Annotated in this window: 13 protein-coding genes and 2 pseudogenes; 1 reads left to right on the forward strand and 14 read right to left on the reverse strand. The window is 40.7% G+C overall.

The window, feature by feature from the left end; all coding sequences use genetic code 11:
- Window positions 1-92 precede the first annotated feature (92 nt).
- The 6 genes and pseudogenes from FU659_RS33345 to FU659_RS33370 form a co-directional block, all read right to left on the reverse strand.
- Window positions 93-428 (reverse strand): hypothetical protein, encoded by a 336-nt coding sequence (locus FU659_RS33345; RefSeq protein WP_147951472.1) that lies wholly within the window; start codon window positions 426-428, stop codon window positions 93-95.
- 135 nt (window positions 429-563) lie between these two features.
- A complete protein-coding gene (locus FU659_RS33350) occupies window positions 564-1,088 on the reverse strand; it encodes a GNAT family N-acetyltransferase (protein ID WP_147951473.1) in 525 nt (174 codons plus the stop codon).
- Between the two features lie 154 nt (window positions 1,089-1,242).
- Window positions 1,243-2,271, reverse strand: a complete 1,029-nt coding sequence (locus FU659_RS33355) for an aminoglycoside phosphotransferase family protein (protein ID WP_147951474.1) — start codon at window positions 2,269-2,271, stop codon at window positions 1,243-1,245.
- Between the two features lie 392 nt (window positions 2,272-2,663).
- Window positions 2,664-3,068, reverse strand: a complete 405-nt coding sequence (locus FU659_RS33360; RefSeq protein ID WP_147951475.1) for a (R)-mandelonitrile lyase — start codon at window positions 3,066-3,068, stop codon at window positions 2,664-2,666.
- A 20-nt stretch (window positions 3,069-3,088) separates the two neighbouring features.
- Entirely contained in the window at window positions 3,089-4,318 is a 1,230-nt protein-coding gene (locus tag FU659_RS33365; RefSeq protein WP_147951483.1) for a multidrug effflux MFS transporter, read from the reverse strand.
- Between the two features lie 4 nt (window positions 4,319-4,322).
- Window positions 4,323-5,362: pseudogene (locus tag FU659_RS33370) on the reverse strand (NAD(P)-dependent alcohol dehydrogenase).
- A 184-nt stretch (window positions 5,363-5,546) separates the two neighbouring features.
- Between FU659_RS33370 and FU659_RS33375 the strand changes: the two are divergent.
- Window positions 5,547-6,095: a TetR/AcrR family transcriptional regulator gene (locus FU659_RS33375; RefSeq protein WP_147951476.1), complete on the forward strand. Its 549-nt coding sequence runs from the start codon at window positions 5,547-5,549 to the stop codon at window positions 6,093-6,095.
- Window positions 6,096-6,270: 175 nt separating this feature from the next.
- On the opposite strand, the gene FU659_RS33380 is transcribed toward FU659_RS33375, so the two are convergent.
- The 8 genes and pseudogenes from FU659_RS33380 to FU659_RS33410 all read right to left on the reverse strand — a co-directional run bounded on the left by FU659_RS33380 (window position 6,271) and on the right by FU659_RS33410 (window position 10,981).
- Window positions 6,271-6,621, reverse strand: a complete 351-nt coding sequence (locus FU659_RS33380) for a 5' nucleotidase, NT5C type (protein WP_147951477.1) — start codon at window positions 6,619-6,621, stop codon at window positions 6,271-6,273.
- A gap of 39 nt (window positions 6,622-6,660) precedes the next feature.
- A complete protein-coding gene (locus tag FU659_RS36080) occupies window positions 6,661-6,831 on the reverse strand; it encodes a hypothetical protein (protein WP_187274569.1) in 171 nt (56 codons plus the stop codon).
- An 89-nt stretch (window positions 6,832-6,920) separates the two neighbouring features.
- Window positions 6,921-7,242: pseudogene (locus FU659_RS33385) on the reverse strand (HIT domain-containing protein).
- Window positions 7,243-7,281: 39 nt separating this feature from the next.
- A complete protein-coding gene (locus tag FU659_RS33390; RefSeq protein ID WP_147951478.1) occupies window positions 7,282-7,818 on the reverse strand; it encodes a histidine phosphatase family protein in 537 nt (178 codons plus the stop codon).
- 132 nt (window positions 7,819-7,950) lie between these two features.
- The gene (locus FU659_RS33395; protein WP_147951479.1) at window positions 7,951-8,406 is read right to left on the reverse strand and encodes a GNAT family N-acetyltransferase; all 456 of its coding nucleotides are present in this window, start codon (window positions 8,404-8,406) and stop codon (window positions 7,951-7,953) included.
- 148 nt (window positions 8,407-8,554) lie between these two features.
- The gene (locus FU659_RS33400) at window positions 8,555-9,088 is read right to left on the reverse strand and encodes an NUDIX hydrolase (protein WP_147951480.1); all 534 of its coding nucleotides are present in this window, start codon (window positions 9,086-9,088) and stop codon (window positions 8,555-8,557) included.
- Window positions 9,089-9,192: 104 nt separating this feature from the next.
- Window positions 9,193-9,744 carry a hypothetical protein gene (locus FU659_RS33405; protein WP_147951481.1) on the reverse strand — a complete coding sequence of 184 codons (552 nt, stop codon included), beginning with the start codon at window positions 9,742-9,744 and terminating at the stop codon, window positions 9,193-9,195.
- Window positions 9,745-9,877: 133 nt separating this feature from the next.
- Window positions 9,878-10,981: a PD40 domain-containing protein gene (locus tag FU659_RS33410; RefSeq protein WP_147951482.1), complete on the reverse strand. Its 1,104-nt coding sequence runs from the start codon at window positions 10,979-10,981 to the stop codon at window positions 9,878-9,880.
- Between the last annotated feature and the right edge of the window lie 521 nt (window positions 10,982-11,502).

Genomic DNA, 11,502 nt, shown 5'->3' on the forward strand with positions numbered 1-11,502 from the left:
GAACGCTTTTGGCGAAGTTTGAAATACAATGAAATCTATCTCAACGATTATAACAGCCCACGCGAGACCCGCAATGGCATCAGTAGCTACATTCATCTTTCTAGCTTATTAATTGGTTTAGACCAATTTTCAAGTCCTTCCATTGCTTTTTCTAAGTCATCCATATTATCAACATCTAATGTGTTATCAAATTTTCCTGAAAGTATTTTTCTAATGTTGGCAAGCTTATGAGTTACTCCCCATTCGTCAATAAAACGAGTTGTTTCCCTTTCATATTCATGTCTATACTTCTCTTCTCCATACTCCTGAATTTTCGTACCATAATAAGATCCAATTTTATGTAAAGATACTAGAATGATTTCAATTTCCTTAAGCACCTCAATGACTTCATCACCCGAGTAGGTTAATTGCTTGTTTGACTCTAACATTGATTTCCTCCTTAAAAAACTTCTCGAAATTTCCTTATCTGAGATAAATTCGAGAAGAGATTCAACTATCCTGCCCGTTACTTGAATGAAGGGTACCTCGCGGCAGCCCTTTTGATATTGAACTATTGTTTCCCGTTAGCGTAATCCCCAATGTTCTCGAAGCAAGAAATAATATATCAACTGGTCTCTTAATTCTATTTCTCTTTCAAAATTTAGTTTTCGAAGTAAGTTTATTGATCTATCATTTTCTTGCTCCACCGTAGCTTCAATTATATTCAAGCTCATCTCTTTGAAACCAAACTCTATTACAGGCTTCAATGCTTCTTGCATAATTCCTTTTCCCCAATATCCTCTTGCTAGATCAAACCCGATTTCAGCTCTAGGTTGTTCTCCCTGAAACCAGCAATGGAAGCCACAAGTTCCAATAAACTCAGCATCACTCTTGCTATAAATCCCCCAGCGACAACCCGAATCATCTATGTGAAATCTTATGATTTCTTCAGCTTCGTTTCTATCTTTACATGGACTTATATCCATAAATCTTGTAACATTCTCATCTGAAAAGTGATTAAAGACGGATTCGATGTCGTCTAAAGTAAGAATAGCCAGTTTCAACCTGTCTGTCTCAATATCAGGAAATATAAGATTTGAATTGGACAATCTTTTGCCCTCCATTAAGTAAATCTTGTTATCTAAATAATACCATATATTGGAACTTACCTGGCGATTTACTTCAACGGACAACGGCAGCCGATAGTATGCCGGCTGCCGTCGTGTTGTGATTGAACTATCTATAGTTTTGCGTTAGTTCAGGCTATGTAACCAGATGTGACCATCCAGGGTTGGTCTTCATTTCATAGATTTTTTGGAGAGTATGGACTTGCTTCTTCTTCTCGTCATCAGCCTCTGTGTGGAGATACCCGTCTACAAGCCTGTACCCGAATACGAGAAGAATTATCTCATAGACACAATGATCGGCGATTCGGGATACATGTGCATACTCCGAAAAGCCTTTGTAATACGCGGGGACGCATCGCTGGTAGTATTCGACCATGTGATCGATATCCGGTTCATCCGCGATCAGGCTTGCGAGATCCTCGCCCAGGTAGCCCCATCCGCTGGTATCCCAGTCGATGAGCGCGATATTCCCTTCAGCATAGATCAGGTTGGTTACCCAGAAGTCCCGGTGGCATAGCACGAGGGGCAATTTTTCGATACGGGCGAATATCTCGTCTGCTTGTTCATCGATGTCGATGAGCATTTGCCGCACGTGCAGCGGGAATTCGCAGTCCTCCGAGCGTATATAATCGTAGACGACCGGCCATGACCGATAATGCAGGTACGTATTCTTCATGAGATCCGCATGGCTCAGGTTGGTCAGGCTCTGCAGCACGGCGGGCTGCTCCGCATACAACTTGCCTTGAAAGCGCCCTAACTCCAGCGCGGCCTTTTCATACATGTCACCGGTCAAGTCTAAACCGGTTACGCCATCGATATATTCCAGCCACAGCTGGTATTCATTTTCTTCGGCATTGAGCTCGGCGTGATAACATGTCGGCCAGCGGAGGGCTTGCGAGAACGTCGCTCCCAAGTCAGACGAATAGAGATCATATTCCCGACGCCATGAGCCCGGATCGCCGTAACGCTCCCATTTATTCTGGATTTTCAGCACTATACGGTACGGCAATCTTTTGCCATCCACGCTTTCGGCGATCCCCGTTACTAGGTACACATTTCCCACAGTTCCGCCCTGTAACGGCATAGTTTGGCAGTCGGCAGAGATGATATCCGTCTTGAACCGTTGGTTTAAAGCGTAAATCAGCTTTTCAAGTTCAATATTCATTTATTCCTCCGTTTTCTCCGTTTGCTTACTCCACATGGCGAGAGTTTTGTTTCGAGTTCTCTTGTCGATGAGGTAGCTCGTATTATCCTGGATATACTCGTTATCATGCTGCGGGGCATAGAAACCCATCTATTGAGAAGACGACAGCCGTTAAACCAGCTGCTTAGATGATTATATCAAATGTAATCCCTAATTTTGGGAAGACTTTAGTTATAACTATTCTGCCCTTTAGTTTAATCGTAAAGAAGCGACCTTTTCTACAAGTCTTCGGTTCTTATCATTGGGTTTTGACAAGAATCCTTATCTCATAAACAAAAAGCCGCGATATACGCGGCAATGTTACATCTGAATATCTATTACAATCTTAGCAATTATGGATTTTTATGCCACGCTCAAGTGTTATATAAGTTATATTGATCCTCACTCACTTTTTCCATCCATTCAACGGCCTTTCCGTCAAGCCGTTCTTGAATGGCTGTATGCGTCATTGCTGTGGTAGGCGAAGCGCCATGCCAATGTTTCTCGCCAGGCGGAAACCAAACCACGTCACCGGGACTAATTTCCTCGATTTGACCTCCCCAGCGTTGAACTCGCCCTTTGCCAGCCGTTACGATTAGCGTTTGCCCTAGTGGATGCGTATGCCATGCAGTTCGTGCACCTGGCTCGAACGTTACGCTGGCTCCAGCTACGCGTGCAGGCTCCGCTGCTTCAAACAGTTGATCGATGCGAACCGTGCCTGTAAAATAATCCGATGGTCCTTTACCTGAAGGTTGCGACCCAACTCTTTTAATTTCCATTTTCTAAATCCCTCCGTTGGTTAAGCATTTGTTCCAGCTTTTTTGATTCCATCGCTTTGAGTCACTACCTTCCTAATGAGGACGATATAGGAAACGACGGCCAATATACTGGTAGTAATCATAATGATTCCGAATGGGACGGCTGAATGCTCTCCCGCTATTCCCACAAGTGGGGATGTAACTGCGCCTAACGCATACTTCAAGGTGCCTAGCACAGCAGACGCGCTTCCCGCAATTTGTCCATGCGATTGCATCGCTAAGGTAAAAGAAACTGGTCCTATGATACCAATGGATACAGCAAATAAGAAGGTTGATACAAATATCGCCGATAATGACCCCTTAGAGAGAACTGTGATAAGGATAGCGGAACTCGAGATAAAGGAAAGCCATAATCCAATCCGAAATATACTGCCTTCCGTTAGCCGACCTGCCACTCGTTTGACAACTTGCGATCCAATCATAATAGCCAGACCATTCATGGCAAACAGAATCGAGAACATTTGCGGTGACAACTCGAAAATGTTCTGATAGATAAACGGAGTACCGGCAACAAAGGCAAAGACACCAGCGAACAAAATACCATTTACTAGGGCATATCCCATAAATATTCGATCCTGAAACAGACGATTGTAATTTTTCATAAATGCTATAAAATTGCCAGTGACCCGATGTTTTGCAGGTAAGCTTTCTTCTAATCCCCATGTTGTGATCCCCGTTAATAGTATTCCTAATAACCCCAGAAAAACAAACACGCCAACCCAAGAACTGAATGAAGTGACTGCACTTCCGGCATTTGGGGAAACTAATGGAGCGACATTACTGATCATCGTAAGCAGAGAAATAAATTTCGTCAATTCGACTCCGCTATATTTGTCACGCGCAATCGCACCTGAAATCACGATGCCTGCTGACGCGGCAACCCCTTGGATAAATCGTAAAAGAATGAAGGATTCAATATTGGGTACAAATGCACAAGCGATTGATGAAACGATATAAAAAATCATGGAGATCAGCAATGGCTTCCGTCTTCCATATTTATCGCTTAAAGGCCCCATTACCATCTGCCCTAAACCTAATCCTAATAAGCTGGCAGTTAAACTCGCTTGAATCATAGATGCATTGCTTTTGAAAACAACCATAATCTGAGGAAGCGATGCAAGATACATATCGACCGTAAATGGCCCCAATGCGGAAAAGGCAGCTAGAATTAGGGCTAAACGAAGAGATTGCTTTTTAAGTTTATCGTTCATTCGTCTATAAAGTGGAGATGTCGATAACAAATCGGTAACGTACGTCACTCCGTAGAATTCGTTCATACGCTTCGTCAACTTGATCGGCACGGATGACCTCGATTTGAGGCTTAATCCCATGCGCGGCAGCATAATCAAGCATCTCCTGCGTTTCTAGAAGTCCGCCTACTAAGGAACCCGAAATACTACGACGGCTCATGATTAGCGAGAAAACGTTGTATTGACTCGGTTCAGCTGGTGCGCCGACATTAATTAGAGTACCGTCTACGCGAAGCAGTGATAAGTACGCATCGACATCAATTGGCGCGGATACTGTGTTTAGAATCAGATCGAAACGGCCAGCTAACATGGTGAATATTTCAGGGTCAAGTGTTGAAAAATAATGATCCGCGCCAATGCTGAGCGCTTCATTCTCCTTACCTTTTGCCCGGCTTAAGACTGAAACTTCCGCACCCATCGCATGCGCAAACTGTATGGCAACGTGGCGAGACCACCCATTCCCAGAATGGCTACCTTTTTTCCCGGACTTGCTTTCCAGCGTTTTAAAGGGGAATACGTCGTAATGCCGGCACATAATAGCGGACTGGCTACATCTAACTCCATACGATCCGGAATATGAACAACGAATCTTTCGGTAACTACAATATTTTGGCTGTAACCACCATAGGTTGGATTAGCCTCATAGTCCAAGGAGTTGTAGGTGGCTACAAAACCTTTTGAACAATGCTGCTCTTCTCCTTGGAGGCAGTACTCGCACTCTCCGCAAGAGTCCACATAGCAGCCTACGCCAACACGGTCACCTACAGCAAATTTTGTTACCTTCTCCCCTACTGCCTTTACAATCCCGGCAATTTCATGACCAGGCACCATAGGGAAAATGCCGCCGGCCCAATCCCCGTGTGCACTATGAATATCGGAATGGCAAATGCCGCTAAACTTAATATCAATCGACACGTCATCTGGTCGCAATTGTCTTCTTTCAATTGTTGCTTTTTCAAATGGTGCTTTGGCAGCTGAAACACTCAGAACGTGTGTTTTGCACATGGCGTAGTCTCCTTCTCTATAAATCAAAATGTGTTAATTAATCAAAATGATTTGATTAGTCAACTTCTGTCTATTATTATTTAACTATGATAGTAATTTCAATGGTTAAAAAAACTTGATGTGTTGATATATCAACACATCAGCTGAAGTTGTTAAGTATTTTAGAAAGTTTGGTGAGTATACGATGGCTAAAGTGGACCGAAGAATTCTTAAAACACAGGAATCTTTGAAAAATGCTGTTATTGAACTGATGACTGAAAAAAATTTCGATGAAATAACCATTCAGGATATTGCAGACAGGGCAAACCTAAATCGCGGAACAATTTATCTTCATTATCAAGACAAATTTGATTTATTGGACAAACTGATAGAAACTCACCTTAATGAATTAGGAGAGATGGATGAATGGGCCTGTAAGATGGATTGGAACGAGGCTCTAGTACCTTATTTTGAATATTTTGAGAAGAACTATTTATTTTTTTCAACGATGTTAGCCAGTACAGGGGTTCCGTCAGCGTTTAGAACTCGACTTCTTGCTTCTTTTATTGAAGGTTTCAAGAATGAGATTGACAGAGAAAGCGGAAGAAATACGGATTTAATTGACGATGTCATGCTGCAATATGCGGGTACTGCTTATGTAGGTGTAATTGAATGGTGGATCAGAAACGGGATGCCCTATCCGCCTCAAGTAATGGCTAAACAAGTTGGTACCTTGTTAGGAAGAAGCCTGTAGTCGATTTATACTTAGAAATGCATTCAGCTAAATTAACTCTTTTTCAATTTTTAATAATTTACCACCTGGGCTTGTAATTAGGTAGACAATTAGCGTAATCTGCCAGTTACTTCAATAAACGGCAGCCGATCATAGACCAGCTGCCGTCATCTCGTGGTTGAACTATCGTTCCCTGTTAGCGTAATGATCCTTCTAATTCATTGATGCGTCTGTTTACCTCTAACCAATTAGAAGCACGATAAACCAAATCAATGTTCACGGAGGTATTATACGGCTGTTCAAACAAAATAACTGGTATATTCTTATCGGCAAATTCTTTTGCATAATGAGGGGCATCATCAATTAACACACTTATCTCGGAGTCTATACATTCCTGGAGCTTGTTCTCAGTGAAAGCTATACTATGGTATCTAATCCCATTATGTCTAAGCCAATCAATTGTAACATCCCGAAAAAGTAAAGGACGAGCAGTAATAATTGAAATTTGATGACCAGTAAATAATTCCTGTAATACTTCCACTGCCATGGGAAAAGCCGACGAGTACCAATGAATATCGTGACCGTATTAATGATAAACTTTTTCACGCTCAGTATTGTCCCACCCATACAAACGGAAAAAATAAAAATCGTTAACATCTTCAGGAGTAAACGATTGACCAGAAGCTTTATTATAAAAGTGCAAATATGACGAAGTGGCGTCAAGAACTGTATTGTCTAAATCTACTCCAATATGCATTTTCTTTCATCCTCAACTTTTAACAATTTATATACCAAGGTAAGTACAAAACTTATTCAACTATCGTTCTGCGTTAGTTCAGCGAGCAACTAACGTAATGGCTCACCGTAAAAGACATGAAAATGAAGATGTTTTGAGTCTTGATATTTCCCCAAATTTGTCAGCACCCTGCAGGCTCCATGCTCAGACTGTAGATGCGATGCAACCTTTTTAACAACGTCTATCAACTCAATTAAGAGTTCATTATCGCTTTGTTCCAGTGTAAGAATAGACGAAATATGCTTCTTCGGAATTATGAACGGGATAATAAGGGCGAGTGTGATGATATGCAAGCACATTATCAGTTTCCAATACTATTTGCACAGAAGTACGACCACTTAATACCTCATCACAATAAAAATCCTCGGTCAAACTAATCCCCTCCGTATTTTAGTTGAATCCAATATTATCTCATCCATAAATGTGGTATTCTTTCAAATCACAATTCCCTATATGAAAATGATAAAATTCATCGTTGGTCTGCTCATTAAAATAAGCATTAATTACCCTACAGACACCACCATGGGTCACAATTAAGACATTCTGATTTAAATACCTTTCTTTAACTTCATCAAGAACATTAAAAATTCTTTGTGATATTTGTAAAATTGACTCCCCACCTGAAAGCTTATTCGAAAAATGTCTTTTTGCTTCTTTAAAATTTTCGTTGTCGCGACTAGTTCCTTCAAATTCCCCATAGTTTTGCTCAACAAGTCTGCCGTCAATAACAAATTCTATATTAGTCCCTCTTGAAAGTATTTCAGCTGTTTTAACTGCTCTTGACAACGGTGAAGTTAAAATGATGTCGATCTGCTTCTCATGTACTATTTTAGAAAGTTCTTTTGCTTGTTCTTCACCTTTTTCCGTTAGCTGGACATCAGTTATTCCACAAACTCGATTTTCAGAGTTCCATTCTGTCTGGCCATGTCTCACAACATATAGTTTCAAAAAATCATCTCCATAATTTTGAAATAACACACTATATTCATTCGACGGAGAGATTAAAATAATCTGTCCTTTTCAAAGTGACTGCTTTTCACACTGTTTGATGCTTATAGCAGAACTTGTCGTACTTTCTCGTTAGCTTAAGCTTAATTTCACAAAGTGAGTGTCATTTTCTGAATCAACCTTAACAGAAAATCCGATAGATTGATAAAATAAATCTGCAACCGGATTATCAGTCTTTAATACGAGCATCTGATAGTAATTTCTAGCCTCTACAATAACCGAATCCATTAGCATTCGTCCTATTCCGAATCGGCGTACACTTGGTGAGACATAAAGCCGACGAACTCGACCAACTTCTTTGTCACCCGTATGAGGGTCTTGATTTAATCCGCAAATCCCTACAATATCGCCGCTTTTTATAGCGATGAAGAGGGCTTCCCCATACCTGTCAAATTTATTGGTTCCAGCTTCATAGTCGGTCATTAGTCGCTTGAGGTGACGAAATCCTTCACTCGTACTTTCTTCAACCAGTCGCATTAACTTATAGGTCTCTACATGATTAACTTTTGTGATAATAAACTCATTCACTGAACCATCCCCCCAATAAAGTCATCTCCAGTACTCCAATCTCAATTATACAGCTATTGGAAGTATCCTGCGCGTTACTTGAATGAACAAAAAAAGGAGCACCGCGAGTCAGGCTCCTTCACTATCGTTTCTGCGTTAGCTGACTGATTTACTTTTCATCAATTTTTCCAGTTAATATTTTTACTGCTTTTTCAAGTATAGTCTTATCTCGAAAAATCATAAATTTAGTTGAATAATCAGCACAATTTAGAACTGAATAATTCATCACTTCTAATGCTTTGTCTAGTGTCATCCATTTAACAACCATACCCAGTTGCATTTCGCTTTCAGTAAGCATTGTATTACTGACGCTATTGTGTGCTTTTGCTATATAGCAGTAGGAGAACTGCATATAATTATTTCTTTTCTTATGCTCCTCGATATACCCTAATTCATGAATGATTTCAGCCTCATAACCAGTCTCTTCCTTGATTTCACGTAAAAATGCGTCCTCAGTATTTTCGCCTTCATCTACCCCACCACCAGGTAACTTGTAAAGGTTAGTTTTTGACATATACATCATCGCAATGTTCAACATGTTATCAACTAAAACACCCCTTGATCCATATCGAGATATGGTGTCCATAAATTCAGGTACACTATCTAGAATATCACTGTCCGTTATTCTTTTGATCAGTTCCATAAAATCACCTACCTCCTTAAAAGAGCGGGTTTCCCCACTGAATGCTCCATACTTGTTTCCATTATACGTAATTACGATTATTCCTCAGCATAAGGCCATATTCCTTAAGATTCGATATTAAGGTATAAATAAATTTCTCCATTATTTTTCTTAACGACATTGACTGAACCTAAATCTAGATCTCGAAGATCATGACCCCAGATACCGTATCTGCCGTTTGTTTCATTCCTGTTTTTAAGTTTACCTCTCTCCATCACTGGAATTGTTTTAATGCTAGACGTATCTTCTTCTTGATAAATATTATGATATATTTTACTGATCTGATTGATTAATTCTGATCTTAATAATCTGGAGTTATTTATTTCAAACACTTTGGGCTTTTTTAATGGGTAGTCTATGACTATATAAATGCTTTTATAATTTAAAACTACTTCGTCCTTTTTCCTCAATCGTGCCAGTTCATCTTCTGGTGATTCTATACTGATCCAAGGGATTAGTCCATTAGGGAAAGTATCTAAATCCTCTTTATTGGCTTTGACTTCGAATGTAATCTCCTTTAAAAATACTCCATTATTTTCATCAAGCTCATTAGCGTGGTTGATGTAAGAGCCACTTATTAGTGATTTGAATTTCTTAATGTAATCTAACATTGTCATAGGTCTTACTCCTAATTTTATTGTTCTTAGCTATTACCGAAAATCTTTCATAATTCTCTTTAATAACCTGTGAAGTCTATCTGTCAATTGAACTATAGTTACCCGATAGTTGAATAATCTTTAGTCCATTGGATCAGTTGAATTTGTAAATAATCGTTTCCGGCTTCGATTCCAAAGTTGAATGGGATCGGTCAACAGTGAACATCATTAGTTTGCTGTTTGGACTCCAGAATAATTCGCTGCCCGCCACTTGATTGCCGCTTTTGTAGATCATCTTGTTTTCGACCCTCTTCATATCGACCACATGAACCTCATATTTGTCGGGGTAGTGTTTCGTCACGACATAAGTCAGTTTCGATTGATCAAGTGACCAAGTTATACTGTAGAAATATTCCCCTGTCTCCAAATGATCCACTATGGGATTTCCATCTGGATCCAACAGCAAAAGCTCACTTTTCATCCTGTCGGATTGGCTGCCGAACTTCGTCGTTACAACAGCTATCTGATGTCCGTCTGGAGAGGGATAGAATCGATTCACATTCTCATCATATATCGTATGCAGTACAGGATTATCCAGCTGTGACATCTCGATATAACTTAATCCAACAACGCCTACAAAGTACAAGCGTTCGCCTATTTTCGTTACCTGCTTCACGTTGGTATCAAATTGATTTAATGCAGGCATCGGCGTAATCTTCCCCTGCAAATCAATCTGCACGACGCCCCCATCACCTATTCCACCCATATACAATACATGCTCATTATCCAGCCATACGGCGCTGCCAGCAGCTGCCTGATTGGCGATTTCCATCGTCTCTCCGCCATCTCGGCTGATCATCCGATGCTCGGCAACCAGATTCTCGTCTTCCATATGATTCTGCTTCACATAGATATGCCTGCCGTCGGGAGACACCGCATAAATATCGTAGGAAATGCCAGGTTTTTCTCCTCTTACATCTCCGGAGATAATATCCTTAATCCCCATCGTATCTTTATATTTGGGCTCATGATGTTCGTCTGTCCCGACTTTCACTGATTGCACAAACTCTATCTCATGATCGGAGATCCAGCCGGTACCATGGATTCCCTCCAATCGACTGGTAGTCCAGCTATTCGATGAATCCAAGACAATGTCAGTGTTTTCTTCCAATGCGTTCTTAGTCGCAACCTGGGATTTTTCAGTCACACACGAACTCAACAGTATAGCCATAACCGCCAAACAAACGAGCTGCTTCATCTTTGGCTGTACTCCTTCTGTTCCTCTTTTCTTTTACTTTCCATTGACCACTATTCCCTAATGCGTCTCCCATGCTCCAGCTGCTTTAGCATGTCCTGTGGCAGTCTACTTTTTGCCCATGCCTGCGCCAGCCGGTCCAAGGCTTCATTCGGTGTATCATCCGCTAGACGGAACGCTCCGTAAGTCTTTACTTAATACCCATGGGACCTGCCTTCTCCACTTTCAATCCATTTTTGATAAAAAGAGAGAGATTCGTCCTGCATATCTACTGAAGGTCTGACCAAAGACATACGTGATTCCATATTACTCATCTCCTAGCCATATACCTAATTTTACCTAATAATAACATAAAATGATATTTACTAGGAGCATCTATTCCACATAACTGCCCGTCCCTCGGTTTTAAGGGTTTATCTCGCATATACTCATCTCCTAGCCATATACCTAATTTTACCTAATAATAACATAAAATGATATTTACTAGGAGCATCTATTCCACATAACTGCCCGTCCCTCGGTTT

It is taken from the genome of Paenibacillus sp. N3.4, assembly GCF_008017805.1.
Classification (GTDB): Bacteria; Bacillota; Bacilli; order Paenibacillales; family NBRC-103111; genus Paenibacillus_E.

Excerpts from the sequence above, each read along its gene's own strand:
- FU659_RS33345 (WP_147951472.1), bottom strand. The coding sequence starts at position 428 with ATGTTAGAGTCAAACAAGCAATTAACCTACTCGGGTGATGAAGTCATT.
- FU659_RS33355 (WP_147951474.1), bottom strand. The coding sequence starts at position 2,271 with ATGAATATTGAACTTGAAAAGCTGATTTACGCTTTAAACCAACGGTTC.
- FU659_RS33360 (WP_147951475.1), bottom strand. The coding sequence starts at position 3,068 with ATGGAAATTAAAAGAGTTGGGTCGCAACCTTCAGGTAAAGGACCATCG.
- FU659_RS33365 (WP_147951483.1), bottom strand. The coding sequence starts at position 4,318 with ATGAACGATAAACTTAAAAAGCAATCTCTTCGTTTAGCCCTAATTCTA.
- FU659_RS33375 (WP_147951476.1), top strand. The coding sequence starts at position 5,547 with ATGGCTAAAGTGGACCGAAGAATTCTTAAAACACAGGAATCTTTGAAA.
- FU659_RS33380 (WP_147951477.1), bottom strand. The coding sequence starts at position 6,621 with ATGGCAGTGGAAGTATTACAGGAATTATTTACTGGTCATCAAATTTCA.
- FU659_RS36080 (WP_187274569.1), bottom strand. The coding sequence starts at position 6,831 with ATGCATATTGGAGTAGATTTAGACAATACAGTTCTTGACGCCACTTCG.
- FU659_RS33400 (WP_147951480.1), bottom strand. The coding sequence starts at position 9,088 with ATGGAACTGATCAAAAGAATAACGGACAGTGATATTCTAGATAGTGTA.
- FU659_RS33405 (WP_147951481.1), bottom strand. The coding sequence starts at position 9,744 with ATGACAATGTTAGATTACATTAAGAAATTCAAATCACTAATAAGTGGC.
- FU659_RS33410 (WP_147951482.1), bottom strand. The coding sequence starts at position 10,981 with ATGAAGCAGCTCGTTTGTTTGGCGGTTATGGCTATACTGTTGAGTTCG.